7 protein-coding genes, 2 tRNA genes and 3 rRNA genes are annotated in these 18848 nt (G+C 57.9%); all 12 read left to right on the top strand.

Annotation, left to right across the window (positions count from 1 at the left end):
• Positions 1-3: 3 nt before the first annotated feature.
• Complete coding sequence (ilvC, locus tag ACI512_RS30490) at positions 4-1020, top strand: ketol-acid reductoisomerase (RefSeq protein ID WP_003176099.1); 1017 nt, start codon at positions 4-6, stop codon at positions 1018-1020.
• Between the two features lie 145 nt (positions 1021-1165).
• Positions 1166-2023, top strand: coding sequence for a CDP-diacylglycerol--serine O-phosphatidyltransferase (gene pssA / locus ACI512_RS30485; protein WP_015885888.1), 858 nt, complete (start codon positions 1166-1168; stop codon positions 2021-2023).
• 63 nt (positions 2024-2086) lie between these two features.
• Positions 2087-3100, top strand: a complete 1014-nt coding sequence (msrP, locus tag ACI512_RS30480; protein WP_015885887.1) for a protein-methionine-sulfoxide reductase catalytic subunit MsrP — start codon at positions 2087-2089, stop codon at positions 3098-3100.
• Positions 3100-3720: a protein-methionine-sulfoxide reductase heme-binding subunit MsrQ gene (gene msrQ / locus ACI512_RS30475; RefSeq protein WP_405121479.1), complete on the top strand. Its 621-nt coding sequence runs from the start codon at positions 3100-3102 to the stop codon at positions 3718-3720. The genes msrP and msrQ overlap by 1 nt, the downstream gene beginning before the upstream one ends.
• A gap of 545 nt (positions 3721-4265) precedes the next feature.
• Positions 4266-5802: ribosomal RNA gene (locus tag ACI512_RS30470) — 16S ribosomal RNA — on the top strand.
• Positions 5803-5884: 82 nt separating this feature from the next.
• Positions 5885-5961: transfer RNA gene (locus tag ACI512_RS30465), tRNA-Ile, on the top strand.
• Between the two features lie 30 nt (positions 5962-5991).
• Positions 5992-6067 (top strand) — tRNA-Ala (locus ACI512_RS30460).
• 249 nt (positions 6068-6316) lie between these two features.
• Positions 6317-9208, top strand: a 23S ribosomal RNA gene (locus ACI512_RS30455).
• A gap of 157 nt (positions 9209-9365) precedes the next feature.
• A 5S ribosomal RNA gene (gene rrf / locus ACI512_RS30450) occupies positions 9366-9481 on the top strand.
• Together the 16S, 23S and 5S rRNA genes with 2 tRNA genes alongside form the textbook arrangement of a ribosomal RNA operon.
• A 144-nt stretch (positions 9482-9625) precedes the next feature.
• The gene (recC, locus tag ACI512_RS30445; RefSeq protein WP_236382024.1) at positions 9626-13075 is read left to right on the top strand and encodes an exodeoxyribonuclease V subunit gamma; all 3450 of its coding nucleotides are present in this window, start codon (positions 9626-9628) and stop codon (positions 13073-13075) included.
• Entirely contained in the window at positions 13072-16746 is a 3675-nt protein-coding gene (gene recB / locus ACI512_RS30440) for an exodeoxyribonuclease V subunit beta (protein WP_236382026.1), read from the top strand. The genes recC and recB overlap by 4 nt, the downstream gene beginning before the upstream one ends.
• Entirely contained in the window at positions 16743-18848 is a 2106-nt protein-coding gene (gene recD, locus ACI512_RS30435) for an exodeoxyribonuclease V subunit alpha (RefSeq protein ID WP_236382028.1), read from the top strand. The genes recB and recD overlap by 4 nt, the downstream gene beginning before the upstream one ends.

Here is an 18848-nt window from a genome sequence, read left to right as displayed (position 1 = left end):
CTCATGAAAGTTTATTACGATAAAGATTGTGACCTGTCGATCATCCAGGGCAAGAAAGTCGCCATCATCGGCTACGGTTCCCAGGGTCACGCGCAAGCTTGCAACCTGAAAGATTCCGGCGTTGACGTGACTGTTGGCCTGCGTAAAGGCTCGGCCACTGTTGCCAAGGCTGAAGCCCACGGCCTGAAAGTGACTGACGTTGCTTCCGCCGTTGCTGCTGCCGACCTGGTCATGATCCTGACCCCGGACGAGTTCCAGTCCGCGCTGTACAAGAATGAAATCGAGCCGAACATCAAGAAGGGCGCCACCCTGGCCTTCTCCCACGGCTTCGCGATCCACTACAACCAAGTAGTGCCACGCGCTGATCTCGACGTGATCATGATCGCGCCAAAAGCACCGGGCCACACCGTGCGTTCCGAGTTCGTCAAAGGCGGCGGCATCCCTGACCTGATCGCGATCTACCAGGACGCATCGGGCAACGCCAAGAACGTCGCACTGTCCTACGCTGCTGGCGTGGGTGGCGGTCGTACCGGCATCATCGAAACCACCTTCAAGGACGAGACTGAAACCGACCTGTTCGGCGAACAAGCCGTACTGTGCGGCGGTACCGTTGAGCTGGTTAAAGCCGGTTTCGAAACCCTGGTTGAAGCTGGCTACGCGCCAGAAATGGCCTACTTCGAGTGCCTGCACGAACTGAAGCTGATCGTTGACCTCATGTACGAAGGCGGTATCGCCAACATGAACTACTCGATCTCCAACAACGCCGAATACGGCGAGTACGTGACTGGCCCGGAAGTGATCAACGCCGAGTCCCGTCAGGCCATGCGCAACGCCCTGAAACGTATTCAGGACGGCGAATACGCCAAAATGTTCATCAGCGAAGGCGCTACCGGCTACCCTTCGATGACCGCCAAGCGTCGTAACAACGCCGCTCACGGTATCGAAGTCATCGGCGAGCAACTGCGCTCGATGATGCCGTGGATCGGTGCCAACAAGATCGTCGACAAAGCCAAGAACTAAGTCGAACGTATCAAGAGAAAACGCGGCTTAGGCCGCGTTTTTTCGTTTGAGGGGCGGGTTCTGGTATAAAGCTGCATCGTTTGCGGGCGAACACTCGCCGCAAGTATCTGTCGAATTTTTTTCACACCGTTGCAAGGTAAAGTCCATGAGCGAACGTCCCGAAGAGCCAAGCCAGGCTTCTGACGCCGAAAGCCTGCTGCCGATCGATGAGCATGTCGAAGAAGGGCATGACGCGGAAGGTCGCAAGGTCCGGCATCGTGGCATCTATCTGCTGCCCAACCTGTTCACCACGGCGAACCTGTTTGCCGGGTTCTATTCCATCATCAACTCCATGAGTGCCCAAAGCGCACTGGCGGCAGGTGATGCGGTGAGTGCCAGCAAGTATTTCGGTTTTGCTGCCATTGCAATCTTCGTGGCCATGGTGCTCGACGGCCTTGATGGGCGAGTGGCGCGCATGACCAACACACAGAGCGCCTTCGGAGCCGAGTACGACTCACTGTCGGACATGGTCGCGTTTGGCGTCGCCCCTGCGTTGTTGGCATTTGCCTGGGCGCTGGGCGATATGGGCAAGGTCGGCTGGATGGTTGCCTTCATCTATGTCGCTGGCGCTGCTTTGCGTCTGGCGCGCTTCAACACCCAGGTGGGAACCGCCGACAAGCGTTACTTCATCGGTCTTGCCAGCCCTGCTGCTGCGGGTGTGGTGGCGGGTATCGTCTGGGCATTCAGTGATTACGGGATCCAGGGTTCGAAGATGTCGTTCCTGGTGGCCTTGATGGTGGCTGCTGCCGGCATGCTGATGGTCAGCAACATCAAGTACAACAGCTTTAAGGAACTGGACCTCAAGGGGCGTGTGCCTTTCGTGGCGATTCTGGCAGTGGTGCTGGTGTTCGCCGTGGTGTTCAGTGATCCGCCGCGTATTCTGTTGCTGGCGTTCCTGGTCTACGCCGCGTCGGGGCCGGTTCAGTACTTGCTGCATTTGCGCCGCGACAAAACATTGCCTTAATGTAATTTCCCCCATACTCCGCAGTCTATTGGTACATCAGTTCTCCAATGCTGCGGAGTTGCCATGTTAATCAAATTGCCCAAAGCGTCCGATTGCCACGAGTCGGATGTCACGCCTGAATCCTTCTATCTCTCTCGCCGTAGCTTGCTCGGTGGTGCGCTCGCCGGCATTGCTGCCAGCAGCTTGCCGCGTTGGGCCAGTGCGGACGAGGCCTCGCGTTATGCCGATGTCGAGGCGGGCAGGGCGCCGGCCTGGTTTGCCGAGAAGCTGCCAGGCACAAAATGGCAGGCCATCACGGTGAAGGATGAGGCGATCACGCCCTTCAAGGACGCAACGCACTACAACAACTTCTATGAGTTCGGTACCGACAAGGGCGACCCGGCAGCGAATGCGGGCTCACTCAAGACCGAGCCTTGGAGTGTGGTTATTGATGGTGAGGTTGCGAAGCCAGGCCGCTATGCTCTGGAAGACTTCATGAAACCTTATCAGTTGGAAGAGCGGATCTACCGTCTACGCTGCGTCGAGGCGTGGTCCATGGTGATTCCCTGGATCGGTTTTCCTATCTCTGCGTTGCTCAAGCAGGTTGAGCCGACGTCCAAAGCCAAGTACATCCGTTTTGAAACCCTCCAGGACCCAAAGAGCATGCCGGGGCAGCGCTCGAGTTTTGGCTTGATCGACTGGCCTTATATAGAAGGCTTGCGTCTGGATGAGGCGATGAATCCCCTGGCGATTCTGGCGGTGGGTATGTATGGGCGCGAATTGCCTAACCAGAACGGTGCGCCGCTGCGCTTGGTCGTGCCGTGGAAGTATGGCTTCAAGAGCGTGAAATCCATTGTGCGGATCAGCCTCGTGAGTGAGCAACCGAAAACTACCTGGCAAAGCATTGCCGCGGATGAGTACGGGTTCTACGCGAATGTGAACCCGACGGTCGATCACCCTCGTTGGACTCAGGCGCGGGAGCGTCGTCTGCCGAGTGGCCTGTTTAGTCCTAATGTACGTGAGACGCAGATGTTCAATGGTTACTCGGATGAGGTGGCTGCTCTTTATACCGGTCTCGATCTGCGGAAGAACTACTGATGCGTTACCCGATCTGGCGCGTTGGCGTTTTTATAGCTGCGGCGGTATGGCCGCTGTTCTGGCTCTATGAAGCATGGAGTGCTGTCCTCGGGCCGGATCCGGGCAAGGTGCTGGTAGATCGGCTGGGGCTCGGCACATTGATTCTGTTACTGATCACCCTGGCAATGACGCCACTGCAGAAGCTTAGTGGTTGGGCGGGGTGGATAGCGGTGCGCCGGCAATTGGGATTGTGGTGCTTCGCCTATGTTGTGCTGCACCTGGCTGCTTATTGTGTGTTTGTGCTTGGGTTGGACTGGTCGCAGCTGGGTGTGGAGTTGCGCAAGCGGCCTTACATTATTGTCGGGGCGCTGGGTTTCCTGTTGTTGTTGGTATTGGCGGTGACCTCTAATCGTTACAGTCAGCGCCGATTGGGCAGCCGTTGGAAAAAGCTGCATCGTCTCGTGTATGTCGTTCTGGGGCTCGGCTTGCTGCATATGTTGTGGATAGTGCGGGCTGATCTCAAGGAGTGGGCTATCTATGCATCTATAGGTGCGCTGCTTCTGGTATTGCGGATACCCCCGGTGATGCGGCGGATTCCGCGACTTATCGCGAAAAAACCACCTTCTGCAACAAAAGCGTAATTAAGGGTTGACGGCAGATTCTGGAAGTCTATAATTCGCCCCACTTCCGGCGCAGTCGAAACGGAAAACTCCTTGGTAAACAAAGAGTTACGCAGAATTCGACAGCGAGTTGCTTCAGTTCATCGAGGCCCAGAAGGAGTTGGTAGAGCAGTGTTGTTTGGCTCTATTAACGTTTCGATCTTCTCGGTCGAAAGCGGAGAAAAAGAGGTGTTGACAGCAGCGTGTAACGCTGTAGAATTCGCCTCCCGCTAACGAGAGATCGGAAGCGCAAGTGGTTGAAGTTGTTGAAGAAATCTTCGAAAACTTCTGAAAATAATCACTTGACAGCAAATGAGGCTGCTGTAGAATGCGCGCCTCGGTTGAGACGAAAGATCTTAACCAACCGCTCTTTAACAACTGAATCAAGCAATTCGTGTGGGTGCTTGTGGAGTCAGACTGATAGTCAACAAGATTATCAGCATCACAAGTTACTCCGCGAGAAATCAAAGATGTAACCAACGATTGCTGAGCCAAGTTTAGGGTTTCTTAAAAACCCAAAGATGTTTGAACTGAAGAGTTTGATCATGGCTCAGATTGAACGCTGGCGGCAGGCCTAACACATGCAAGTCGAGCGGTAGAGAGAAGCTTGCTTCTCTTGAGAGCGGCGGACGGGTGAGTAATGCCTAGGAATCTGCCTGGTAGTGGGGGATAACGTTCGGAAACGGACGCTAATACCGCATACGTCCTACGGGAGAAAGCAGGGGACCTTCGGGCCTTGCGCTATCAGATGAGCCTAGGTCGGATTAGCTAGTTGGTGAGGTAATGGCTCACCAAGGCGACGATCCGTAACTGGTCTGAGAGGATGATCAGTCACACTGGAACTGAGACACGGTCCAGACTCCTACGGGAGGCAGCAGTGGGGAATATTGGACAATGGGCGAAAGCCTGATCCAGCCATGCCGCGTGTGTGAAGAAGGTCTTCGGATTGTAAAGCACTTTAAGTTGGGAGGAAGGGCAGTTACCTAATACGTGATTGTTTTGACGTTACCGACAGAATAAGCACCGGCTAACTCTGTGCCAGCAGCCGCGGTAATACAGAGGGTGCAAGCGTTAATCGGAATTACTGGGCGTAAAGCGCGCGTAGGTGGTTTGTTAAGTTGGATGTGAAATCCCCGGGCTCAACCTGGGAACTGCATTCAAAACTGACTGACTAGAGTATGGTAGAGGGTGGTGGAATTTCCTGTGTAGCGGTGAAATGCGTAGATATAGGAAGGAACACCAGTGGCGAAGGCGACCACCTGGACTGATACTGACACTGAGGTGCGAAAGCGTGGGGAGCAAACAGGATTAGATACCCTGGTAGTCCACGCCGTAAACGATGTCAACTAGCCGTTGGGAGCCTTGAGCTCTTAGTGGCGCAGCTAACGCATTAAGTTGACCGCCTGGGGAGTACGGCCGCAAGGTTAAAACTCAAATGAATTGACGGGGGCCCGCACAAGCGGTGGAGCATGTGGTTTAATTCGAAGCAACGCGAAGAACCTTACCAGGCCTTGACATCCAATGAACTTTCTAGAGATAGATTGGTGCCTTCGGGAACATTGAGACAGGTGCTGCATGGCTGTCGTCAGCTCGTGTCGTGAGATGTTGGGTTAAGTCCCGTAACGAGCGCAACCCTTGTCCTTAGTTACCAGCACGTAATGGTGGGCACTCTAAGGAGACTGCCGGTGACAAACCGGAGGAAGGTGGGGATGACGTCAAGTCATCATGGCCCTTACGGCCTGGGCTACACACGTGCTACAATGGTCGGTACAGAGGGTTGCCAAGCCGCGAGGTGGAGCTAATCCCATAAAACCGATCGTAGTCCGGATCGCAGTCTGCAACTCGACTGCGTGAAGTCGGAATCGCTAGTAATCGCGAATCAGAATGTCGCGGTGAATACGTTCCCGGGCCTTGTACACACCGCCCGTCACACCATGGGAGTGGGTTGCACCAGAAGTAGCTAGTCTAACCTTCGGGAGGACGGTTACCACGGTGTGATTCATGACTGGGGTGAAGTCGTAACAAGGTAGCCGTAGGGGAACCTGCGGCTGGATCACCTCCTTAATCGACGACATCAGCTGCTCCATAAGTTCCCACACGAATTGCTTGATTCATTGAAGAAGACGATAAGAAGCAGCCCGAAATTGGGTCTGTAGCTCAGTTGGTTAGAGCGCACCCCTGATAAGGGTGAGGTCGGCAGTTCGAATCTGCCCAGACCCACCAATTTTGTGTGGGAAACGCCTGTAGAAATACGGGGCCATAGCTCAGCTGGGAGAGCGCCTGCCTTGCACGCAGGAGGTCAACGGTTCGATCCCGTTTGGCTCCACCACTACTGCTTCTGAAAGTTTTGAAAGCTTAGAAATGAGCATTCCACGCAGACGGTGATGAATGTTGATTTCTAGTCTTTGATTAGATCGTTCTTTAAAAATTTGGGTATGTGATAGAAAGATAGACTGAACGTTACTTTCACTGGTAACGGATCAGGCTAAGGTAAAATTTGTGAGTTCTCTTAATTGAGAAATTCGAATTTTCGGCGAATGTTGTCTTCACAGTATAACCAGATTGCTTGGGGTTATATGGTCAAGTGAAGAAGCGCATACGGTGGATGCCTTGGCAGTCAGAGGCGATGAAAGACGTGGTAGCCTGCGAAAAGCTTCGGGGAGTCGGCAAACAGACTTTGATCCGGAGATGTCTGAATGGGGGAACCCAGCCATCATAAGATGGTTATCTTAAGCTGAATACATAGGCTTAAGAGGCGAACCAGGGGAACTGAAACATCTAAGTACCCTGAGGAAAAGAAATCAACCGAGATTCCCTTAGTAGTGGCGAGCGAACGGGGACTAGCCCTTAAGTGGCTTTGAGATTAGCGGAACGCTCTGGAAAGTGCGGCCATAGTGGGTGATAGCCCTGTACGCGAAAATCTCTTAGTCATGAAATCGAGTAGGACGGAGCACGAGAAACTTTGTCTGAATATGGGGGGACCATCCTCCAAGGCTAAATACTACTGACTGACCGATAGTGAACTAGTACCGTGAGGGAAAGGCGAAAAGAACCCCGGAGAGGGGAGTGAAATAGATCCTGAAACCGTATGCGTACAAGCAGTGGGAGCCCACTTTGTTGGGTGACTGCGTACCTTTTGTATAATGGGTCAGCGACTTATTTTCAGTGGCGAGCTTAACCGAATAGGGGAGGCGTAGCGAAAGCGAGTCTTAATAGGGCGTCTAGTCGCTGGGAATAGACCCGAAACCGGGCGATCTATCCATGGGCAGGTTGAAGGTTGGGTAACACTAACTGGAGGACCGAACCGACTACCGTTGAAAAGTTAGCGGATGACCTGTGGATCGGAGTGAAAGGCTAATCAAGCTCGGAGATAGCTGGTTCTCCTCGAAAGCTATTTAGGTAGCGCCTCATGTATCACTGTAGGGGGTAGAGCACTGTTTCGGCTAGGGGGTCATCCCGACTTACCAAACCGATGCAAACTCCGAATACCTACAAGTGCCGAGCATGGGAGACACACGGCGGGTGCTAACGTCCGTCGTGAAAAGGGAAACAACCCAGACCGTCAGCTAAGGTCCCAAAGTTATGGTTAAGTGGGAAACGATGTGGGAAGGCTTAGACAGCTAGGAGGTTGGCTTAGAAGCAGCCACCCTTTAAAGAAAGCGTAATAGCTCACTAGTCGAGTCGGCCTGCGCGGAAGATGTAACGGGGCTCAAACCATACACCGAAGCTACGGGTATCACGTAAGTGATGCGGTAGAGGAGCGTTCTGTAAGCCTGTGAAGGTGAGTTGAGAAGCTTGCTGGAGGTATCAGAAGTGCGAATGCTGACATGAGTAACGACAATGGGTGTGAAAAACACCCACGCCGAAAGACCAAGGTTTCCTGCGCAACGTTAATCGACGCAGGGTTAGTCGGTCCCTAAGGCGAGGCTGAAAAGCGTAGTCGATGGAAAACAGGTTAATATTCCTGTACTTCTGGTTATTGCGATGGAGGGACGGAGAAGGCTAGGCCAGCTTGGCGTTGGTTGTCCAAGTTTAAGGTGGTAGGCTGAGATCTTAGGTAAATCCGGGATCTTAAGGCCGAGAGCTGATGACGAGTTAACTTTTAGTTAACGAAGTGGTTGATGCCATGCTTCCAAGAAAAGCTTCTAAGCTTCAGGTAACCAGGAACCGTACCCCAAACCGACACAGGTGGTTGGGTAGAGAATACCAAGGCGCTTGAGAGAACTCGGGTGAAGGAACTAGGCAAAATGGCACCGTAACTTCGGGAGAAGGTGCGCCGGTGAGGGTGAAGGACTTGCTCCGTAAGCTCATGCCGGTCGAAGATACCAGGCCGCTGCGACTGTTTATTAAAAACACAGCACTCTGCAAACACGAAAGTGGACGTATAGGGTGTGACGCCTGCCCGGTGCCGGAAGGTTAATTGATGGGGTTAGCTAACGCGAAGCTCTTGATCGAAGCCCCGGTAAACGGCGGCCGTAACTATAACGGTCCTAAGGTAGCGAAATTCCTTGTCGGGTAAGTTCCGACCTGCACGAATGGCGTAACGATGGCGGCGCTGTCTCCACCCGAGACTCAGTGAAATTGAAATCGCTGTGAAGATGCAGTGTATCCGCGGCTAGACGGAAAGACCCCGTGAACCTTTACTATAGCTTTGCACTGGACTTTGAATTTGCTTGTGTAGGATAGGTGGGAGGCTTTGAAGCGTGGACGCCAGTCTGCGTGGAGCCAACCTTGAAATACCACCCTGGCAACTTTGAGGTTCTAACTCAGGTCCGTTATCCGGATCGAGGACAGTGTATGGTGGGTAGTTTGACTGGGGCGGTCTCCTCCTAAAGAGTAACGGAGGAGTACGAAGGTGCGCTCAGACCGGTCGGAAATCGGTCGTAGAGTATAAAGGCAAAAGCGCGCTTGACTGCGAGACAGACACGTCGAGCAGGTACGAAAGTAGGTCTTAGTGATCCGGTGGTTCTGTATGGAAGGGCCATCGCTCAACGGATAAAAGGTACTCCGGGGATAACAGGCTGATACCGCCCAAGAGTTCATATCGACGGCGGTGTTTGGCACCTCGATGTCGGCTCATCACATCCTGGGGCTGAAGCCGGTCCCAAGGGTATGGCTGTTCGCCATTTAAAGTGGTACGCGAGCTGGGTTTAGAACGTCGTGAGACAGTTCGGTCCCTATCTGCCGTGGACGTTTGAGATTTGAGAGGGGCTGCTCCTAGTACGAGAGGACCGGAGTGGACGAACCTCTGGTGTTCCGGTTGTCACGCCAGTGGCATTGCCGGGTAGCTATGTTCGGAATAGATAACCGCTGAAAGCATCTAAGCGGGAAACTAGCCTCAAGATGAGATCTCACTGGAACCTTGAGTTCCCTGAAGGGCCGTCGAAGACTACGACGTTGATAGGTTGGGTGTGTAAGCGCTGTGAGGCGTTGAGCTAACCAATACTAATTGCCCGTGAGGCTTGACCATATAACACCCAAGCAATTTGATTACTCTAACGAGCATCAGATTGCGGTGTGTGAAGACGAAATGAACCGAAAGTTCGACGCTCACAAAACACCGAAAGCTGTCACATACCCAATTTGCTGAAGCGAGGCCAGCTGGCCACGACTCAGTACCCGAATTTCTTGACGACCATAGAGCATTGGAACCACCTGATCCCATCCCGAACTCAGTAGTGAAACGATGCATCGCCGATGGTAGTGTGGGGTTTCCCCATGTGAGAGTAGGTCATCGTCAAGATTAAATTCCGAAACCCCATTTGCGAAAGCAGATGGGGTTTTGTTTTGGGCGGTCGAAAATGTCTAACACATCTCAATTCCGCCAATAACTGCCCACAGTGCTAAAGTCGCACCTTCGATTTTTGCTTTTCCCAAGGAAGCCGTTATGCCGGACGCGACGTCCCTCAGTGCTGGATTCATGGTGGTTCACGGCAACCGCCTGGACGAACTGCGCAGCCTGGTGGTCAGTTGGATGCGCCGCTACCCACTGGCTCCCCTGGAAAACGAAATCGCCTTGGTGCAGAGCAACGGCATCGCGCAGTGGCTCAAGCTGGCTTTGGCTGAAGATCCTGAAGATGATGATATGGGCGGTTGTGGAATCGCCGCAGCAATCGACGTGCAACTGCCCGGCAGCTTCATGTGGCAGCTGTACCGCATGGTCCTGGGCCGTGATGAAATCCCCCCCAAGTCCCTGCTCGATAAAGCCCCACTGACCTGGCGCCTGATGCGCCTGCTCCCGGAGCTTATCGATCAGCCGCACTTCGAGCCGCTGCAGCGTTTCCTCACCCACGACACTGATCTGCGAAAACGCTATCAACTCGCCGAGCGCCTGGCTGATTTGTTCGACCAATACCAGGTTTACCGTGCCGATTGGCTGGAAGACTGGGCTGCCGGCCGTCACCAACTGCGCAATGGCCGAGGCGAATCCAAACCGCTCAACACTGCCAACTGCTGGCAAGCCGAGCTGTGGCGTGCGCTGCTGTTGGATGTAGGTGAAGAAGGCATGGCCGAAAGTCGTGCAGGCGTTCACCAGCGCTTTATTGAGCGCATAAACACGCTCGAGCACGCGCCCCCAGGCCTGCCATCCCGAGTCATCGTTTTTGGCATCTCCTCGTTACCTGCGCAGGCACTCGAAGCCCTTGCCGGTCTCGCACGATTCAGCCAAGTTTTACTCTGCGTGCACAACCCCTGTCGCCACCATTGGTCAGACATCGTCGCCGACAAAGACCTGCTGCGTAACGAATACAAACGCCAAGCGCGTAAGAGTGGCATGCCGGTCCCCATCGACCCACAAACCCTGCACCAGCACGCCCACCCGCTGCTGGCTGCCTGGGGTAAACAGGGCCGCGACTACATCAGCCTGCTGGACAGCTACGACGACCCCAACAGCTACCGCGCTGCCTTCCGCGATGGTCGTATCGACCTGTTCAGCGACAGCGAGCCCACCACACTGCTCAACCAGCTCCAGGACGACATCCTCGAACTGCGCCCACTCAACGAAACCCGCGAGCTTTGGCCTGCCGTCGACCTGGACCGCGATACCTCAATCCGCTTCCACATCGCCCACAGCGCCCAACGCGAAGTGGAAATCCTCCACGATCAACTGCTCCAACGCTTCAGTGCGGACCCCGCGCTGCGCCCCCGGGACATCATCGTCATGGTTCCCGACGTCGATAGTTACGCGCCGCACATCCGCGCCGTGTTTGGCCAGCTCGAGCGCAATGACCCGCGCTTCATCCCGTTCACCCTGACCGACCAAGGCCAACGTGGCCGCGACCCTCTGCTCATCGCCGTCGAACACCTGCTGAAACTCCCCGACAGCCGCTTCCCCGTCAGCGAGATCCTCGACCTGCTTGATGTTCCGGCCCTACGCGAACGCTTTGCCATCAAGGAACGCGACCTGCCCACGTTGCACCGCTGGATAGAAGGTGCCGGCATCCGCTGGGGGCTCAACGCCGAACAACGTGCCGGCCTAGGCCTGCCAACGGAGCTGGAGCAAAACAGCTGGCGTTTCGGCCTGCGCCGTATGCTGCTCGGTTACGCCGTAGGCACCGGCGCCGCGTGTGACGGCATCGAGCCCTACGACGAAATAGGTGGTCTGGACGCCGCCCTGATCGGCCCATTGGTCGCCTTGCTCGACGCACTCAACGACGCCCACCAAGCCCTGTCCCAACCCGCACCTCCGAGGGTGTGGGGTGAGCGTCTGCAACGCCTGATGCAACTGTTCTTCCTACCCAGCAGCGAACACGACGATTACCTGCTGGGCCAACTCGAACAACTCAGAGAAACCTGGCTGGAAACCTGCGAGTCCGTAGGTCTGCAGGACGAGTTACCCCTCACTGTAGTCCGTGAAGCCTGGCTGGCCGGCCTCGACCAAGGGCGCCTGTCCCAGCGCTTCCTCGCCGGCGCTGTCAATTTCTGTACCCTGATGCCCATGCGTGCGATCCCCTTCAAGCTCGTCTGCCTGCTCGGCATGAACGACGGTGATTACCCGCGCGCGCAACCACCGCTGGACTTCGACCTGATGGGCAGCGACTACCGCCCCGGCGACCGCTCACGCCGTGAAGACGACCGCTACCTGCTGCTCGAAGCCCTGCTTTCAGCCCGTGACCAGCTTTACATCAGTTGGGTCGGCCGTAGCATCCGCGACAACAGTGACCGCCCGGCCTCGGTACTGATCGGTCAACTGCGTGACCATCTCGCCAGTGGCTGGCACCACGCAAACAGCGACGAGCCACTGATAGATGCCATGACACAAGAGCATCCGCTGCAACCGTTCAGCGCCCGCTATTTCCATGAGGGCGATGCGCTGTTCAGCTACGCGCGCGAATGGCAGTTGCTCCACGAAGCGTCCGATGCCCTCCCAACCGAACACGACCTGGCTCCCCACCAACAGGAAGAGCCCCTGAGCCTCGGCCAGCTCCAAGACTTCCTGCGCAACCCGGTCAAACACTTCTTCAGCCAACGCCTGAAAGTATTCTTCGAGGCCGCCGAAGTCCCGCTGGCCGACGAAGAGCCCTTCGTTCTCGACGCACTGCAACGCTACAGCCTGAGCGACAGCCTGCTCAGTGCTGCACTCACCCAACCCGATCACCTCGACCAGGCGCTGAATGCCCAGGCCCTGCGTCTGCAAGGCAGTGGCCTGTTGCCGATGGTCGGTTTTGGCGAATGCCTGCGTAACGAACTGATCGAGCCCTTGCCCGACCTGCTGCGACGCTACCAGCAATTACTGGCCCTTTGGCCCACCCCGCACCCCGGCGCCGAACCCGTCAGTTTTGAGCATCATGACGTTCAATTGGAAGGCTGGATCAGCGGATTGCATCGGCGCAGTGATGGCGGGTTGCTCAGCGTCACCACCATTCCCAACAGCATCGGCTCGATCAAGACCCGCAAGTGGCATCGCCTGATTCGCCCCTGGGTCAATCACGTGGTTGCCTGCGCCTGCGGCCTGCCGTTAAGCACGGGCTTGGTGGCCAGCGACGACACCCTGCTCCTGCCACCACTGGATACATCCAATGCCCGGGAAATCCTCTGCAACCTGCTGCTGGCCTGGCATACCGGAATGAGCAAACCGCTACCCGTTGCCGTGAAAACCGCCTTCGCGTGGCTCAGCCAAACCGACCCAGTCAAGGCCGAAGCCGCCGCCAGTAAAACCTACGAAGGCGATGGCCTGACCAACCATGGCGAGCGTCGCGAAACCTCGGCGCTCACCCGGCAATTCCCCGACTACGCCACACTGATCGCCAGCGAAGAGTTTGAAGGTTGGTGCGAAACCCTGTATCGCCCCTTGCTCAACGCACCATGGCGATCACTCACCGGCGAGGACGGCGCATGACCCGTAAACCCTTGGCCCTGGCCTTCCCGCTCAAAGGCAGTCAGCTGATCGAAGCCAGCGCGGGTACCGGCAAGACGTTCACTATCTCCGCCCTCTACCTGCGCCTGGTCCTCGGCCACGGTGGCGACGAAGCAGGCTTCGGCCGTGAATTGCTGCCGCCGCAAATCCTGGTGGTGACCTTCACCGACGCCGCCACCAAGGAGCTGCGCGAACGCATCCGCATCCGCCTGGCCGAAGCCGCACGCTTTTTTCGCGAAGAAATCGAACAGCCCGATGCCCTGATCGCCGATCTGCGCGCCGAGTACCCACCCGAACAATGGCCTGCCTGCGCCAACCGACTGGACATCGCCGCCCAGTGGATGGATGAAGCCGCTGTCTCGACGATCCACAGTTGGTGCCAGCGCATGCTGCGCGAACATGCCTTCGACAGCGGCAGCCTGTTCACCCAGACCCTGGAAACCGACCATAGCGACCTGCTCGGCGAAGTGTTGCGCGATTACTGGCGGCTGTTCTGCTACCCGATGCACGACGACGCCCTCAACTGGGTGCGCAGCAACTGGGGCGGCCCCGCCGCGTTAATGCCGCGAGTACGTGCGCTATTTGGCAGCGAACGGCCGACGGGTGAAACCCGCGAGCCCGCCGAGCTGATCAACGCGTGCCTGCAGGAACGCCGCGAAGCACTGCAAACGCTCAAGGCCCCCTGGCAACAATGGGCCGCCGAACTGCGCGATATCTGCCTGCAAGCCGTGGCCGCAAAAACCGTCGACGGCCGCAAGATGCAAGCCCGTTACTTCGAGCCCTGGTTCGAAAAGATCAGCGCCTGGGCCGCTGACGAAACCCTTGAGCAACTGGACATCGGCACCGGTTTCACCCGTCTCACGCCCGATGGTATGGCCGAAGCCTGGAAGGGCGAACCGCCGCAGCATCCCGGTATCGACGCCATGGCCGGCCTCAAGGCCGCCCTTGATGCGCTGCCGACCCCCGACGCCGCCGTGTTGCAACACGCCGCCGGCTGGGTGGGCAAACGCTTCGAGGACGAAAAACGTCGCCGCGCCGAGATGGGGTTCGACGACATGCTCATCCGCCTCAACGCCGCCCTGCAAGCCGACGGCGGTGAACGCTTGGCCAGTGTGATCCGCGAGCAGTTTCCGGTGGCCTTGATCGATGAATTCCAGGACACCGACCCGGTGCAATACAGCATCTTCGACAGCATCTACCGCATCGAAGAAAACCACCTCGACAGCGGGCTGTTCCTGATCGGCGATCCCAAGCAAGCGATCTACGCCTTCCGTGGCGCCGACATCTACACCTACCTGCGCGCCCGCCAATCCACTACCGGTCGCCACCACACATTGGGCACCAACTTCCGCTCCAGCCATGCGATGGTCGAGGCGGTAAATCACGTATTCCAGCGTGCAGAAACAGGTCGCGGTGCGTTCCTGTTCCGCGAACCCAACGGTGAAAACCCTGTGCCTTTCCACTCGGTGCTGTCCCAGGGCCGCAAGGAACAATTGCAGGTTAATGGGCAAACGCTGCCGGCCATGAACCTCTGGCACTTACCTACCGACCAGCCAGTGTCCAATGCGGTTTATCGTCAGCAATTGGCGGCCGCCTGTGCCACGCACATTGTTGAATTGCTCAACGGCGGGCAGCAAGGTACCGCCGGTTTCCTACGGCCGGACGTGAGCTTCACCGGTGTGCTTCCGTCAGACATCGCCATTCTCGTTCGCGACGGCAAGGAAGCCCAAGCCGTGCGCACCGAACTGGCAGCCCGTGGCGTACGCAGCGTCTACCTCTCCGATAAGGACTCAGTCTTCGCCGCCCAGGAAGCCCACGACCTGCTCGCCTGGCTCAAGGCCTGCGCCGAGCCGGATGTCGAGCGCCCGCTGCGCGCCGCCTTGGCCTGCGTCACGCTGAACCTGTCGTTGCCGGAACTGGAGCGTCTGAACCAGGATGAGCTCGCGTGGGAAAGCCGTGTCATGCAGTTCCGTGGCTACCGCGCGATCTGGCGTACCCAAGGCGTGCTGCCGATGCTGCGCCGCCTGCTGCACGACTTCAAACTGCCGCAAACCCTGATCGCCCGCAGTGATGGCGAACGGGTGCTGACCAACCTGCTGCACCTCAGCGAATTGCTGCAACAGGCAGCCTCGGAACTGGACGGCGAACAGGCACTGATCCGACACCTGGCGGAACACCTGGCACTCTCCGGCCAGGCGGGTGAAGAACAAATCCTGCGCCTGGAAAGTGATGAGCAATTGGTCAAGGTGGTGACGATCCACAAGTCGAAAGGCCTGGAGTACGACCTGGTTTTCCTGCCTTTCATCTGCTCGGCCAAACCGGTCGACGGCAGCCGCTTGCCGCTGCACTACCACGATGAACACGGCAAATCCCACGTCAGCCTGCGCCCTACGCCCGAGTTGATCGCCCAGGCCGACAACGAGCGCCTGGCCGAAGACCTGCGCCTGTTGTATGTCGCCCTGACCCGCGCCAAGCATGCATGCTGGCTGGGCATCGCTGACCTCAAGCGTGGCAACAGCAATAGCTCCGTGTTGCACCTGTCGGCGTTGGGCTATCTGCTCGGCGCTGGTGCTTCGCTGGGGGAGTCTGCCGGTCTGGCGCGCTGGCTGTTGGACCTGCAAGCAGGTTGCCCTGCCATCGACTATGCCCAGGTGCCCGAAGCGCAACCCATCGTCTTCCACCCACCCCGCAACGAAGCCACACTGCGGGCGCCCTTGCTGCCCAAGCGCAAGGCCGCGGAAAACTGGTGGATTGCCTCCTACAGCGCCTTGCGTATCGGCGACAGCATGAGTGCCGCCACGCTCGAAGCGCCGGAAAGCCCCCAGGCCCAGAAGCTGTTCGATGACGAGCGCCTCGACCCCGATGCCCCCCGCGAAGTGGCGGCGTCCGGCGGCGACATCCACCGTTTCCCACGCGGTCCTAACCCAGGGACTTTCCTTCACGGTCTGCTCGAGTGGGCAGGGGAGGAGGGCTTCAACGTCACACCCGAGGCCATCGAAAAGGCCGTGGGCGCCCGCTGCAATCGTCGTAACTGGGAAGGCTGGATCATCACCCTCAGCGGTTGGCTCGGCCACCTGTTGCAAACGCCATTGCCGGTGCATAACGGTCACGTTTCCCTCAACGGTTTGCAGCAGTACCAGATCGAAATGGAGTTCTGGTTCGCCAGCCACAAAGTCGACGTACTCGCCCTCGATAAACTGGTGTGCCAGTACACCCACAGCGGCGTGTCCCGCGTTGCCGCCGAACCCGTGCTGCTCAACGGTATGTTCAAGGGCTTTATCGACTTGACCTTTGAACATGACGGCCGCTATTACGTAGCGGATTACAAATCCAACTGGCTCGGCCCCGACGATTCGGCCTACACCCAGGACGCCATGGAACAGTCGATCCTCGAACATCGGTACGACCTGCAATACGTGCTTTACCTGCTGGCCCTGCACCGCCAACTCAAGGCGCGCCTGCCGGACTACGACTACGACCGCCATGTCGGCGGTGCGCTGTATCTGTTCCTGCGCGGAACCCGGTCCGCGAGCCAGGGTGCGTATTTCACCCGGCCGCCACGGGACCTGATCGAAGGCCTGGACCTGCTGTTCCAGGGCAAGACCCTCCCGCCCAAGGTTGAGCCCGCCTGGGAACAAGGAGTGCTGTTATGAGCCTGTCGCCGTTACCGCTGGAGGCGTTGATGCCGCTCAGTCGCGCCGCCGACCTGGTGCAACTGCTGGAGCGTTGGGTCGATCGCGGTTGGTTGCGCGCCCTGGACAAAGCCTTCGTCGGCTTCCTGCACGAGCTTGACCCGCACGCTGACCCGCTGGTACTGCTGGCGGCCGCACTGACCAGCCATCAATTGGGCCATGGCCACGTCTGCCTCGACCTGTTCGAAACCCTCAAGGCGCCGGACTTTGCCCTGTCGTTGCCGCCTGAAGGCGACCTGCAAACCGGTGCCATGCTGCTGCCGTCGCAGTTGCTGGAAGGCCTGGACGGCGCCCACTGGTGCCATGAGCTGGCTGCCAGCCACTTGGTCGCGTTGGCAGTCGATGGTAGCGAATCCGCCCAAAGTCGCCCCTTGGTGCTGTCCGGCAAACGCCTGTACCTGCGCCGTTACTGGACCTACGAGCGGCGCATCGACACCGCCTTGCGCCTGCGGCTCGCCACCCAGGAAAGTGTCGCCGCCGATTTGCCGCAGCGCCTGGACAGCCTGTTCGACCAACCGCCGCCTGACGGCGTAATCGACTGGCAAAAGCTCGCCTGCGCCCTGGCCACTCGCGGTGCATTCAGCATCGTCACCGGTGGCCCCGGCACCGGCAAGACCACCACCGTGGTGCGCCTGCTCGCGCTGTTACAGGCGCCGGCTGTCGAAACCGGCAGCCCGTTGCGCATTCGCCTGGCCGCGCCCACCGGCAAGGCTGCCGCACGCCTCACCGAGTCCATCAGCCAGCAAGTGCTGTCGCTGAAAGTGCCGGACAACGTGAAGGAAAAAATCCCGACTCAGGTCACCACCGTCCACCGGCTGCTGGGCAGTCGCCCAGGCACGCGGCATTTCCGTCACCACATCGGTAACCCGTTGCCTCTGGATGTGTTGGTCGTGGATGAAGCCTCGATGATCGACCTGGAAATGATGGCCAACCTGCTCGACGCCTTGCCACCCCATGCTCGCCTGGTATTACTGGGCGACAAGGATCAACTGGCGTCGGTAGAAGCGGGCGCCGTACTCGGTGATTTGTGCCGTGATGCCGAAGCCGGCTTCTACAGCGCCGAGACCCGCCAATGGTTGCAAGCCGTCAGTGGCGAAGACCTCAGTGCCAGTGGCTTGCAGGAAGACCTCGACGGTACCCATCCCCTGGCCCAGCAAGTGGTGATGCTGCGTTACTCACGCCGTTTCGGCGAAGGCAGTGGCATCGGCCAACTGGCGCGCTGGGTCAACCAGCAAAACGCTGAAGAAGCCCGCAAGCTGCTGGCAGCGCGTAGTCACGATGATCTGTTTTGCGTCAGCCTCAAAGGCGAACACGATTACGCCCTGGAGCGTCTGGTACTGGACGGACAGGGTGACGGTGCCGAGGGCTATCGCTATTACCTCAATCTGTTGCAAAGCGCCCGGCCATCTGCCGCCACCCCGCGCGAAGACACCGCCTGGACCCACTGGGCGCAACAACTGCTGCAAGCCTTCGATGCTTTCCAACTGCTCTGCGCGGTACGCAAGGGCCCTTGGGGCGTTGAAGGCCTCAACCTGCGCATCACCGCCGCCCTGCGCAAGGTGCGCCTGATCGAAGGCGACGAGCAATGGTACGAAGGGCGCCCGGTGCTGATGACCCGCAACGATTACGGCCTGGGTTTGATGAACGGTGACATCGGCATCGCGCTGAAACTGCCCGAAAGCGACGGCGGCCCCCCAGTGCTGCGCGTAGCGTTCCCACGTAACGATGGCCAGGGCGGCGTGCGTTTTGTGCTGCCCAGCCGTCTGAATGATGTGGAAACCGTGTACGCCATGACCGTGCACAAATCCCAGGGCTCGGAGTTCACCCACACGGCGCTGATCCTGCCGGATGCGCTGAACCCGGTGCTCACCAAAGAGTTGATCTACACCGGCATCACCCGTGCCAAACGCTGGTTCAGCCTGATCGAACCCCGGGGCGGCGTGTTTGAAGAGGCCGTGCGGCGCAAGGTCAAGCGCTTGAGTGGGTTGATGCTGGAGTTGGGTCAGGAGTCAGAAATATCCGACGCTGTGCTATCGTTGCGGCATCACCCCGAAAACACCTGA

Origin of the sequence: Pseudomonas petroselini, from assembly GCF_045037875.1 — a bacterium.
GTDB classification, from domain to species: Bacteria; Pseudomonadota; Gammaproteobacteria; order Pseudomonadales; family Pseudomonadaceae; genus Aquipseudomonas; species Aquipseudomonas petroselini.
The sequence above is the reverse complement of the archived record's forward strand: the minus strand, read 5'-3'. Positions and strand labels throughout refer to the sequence as shown.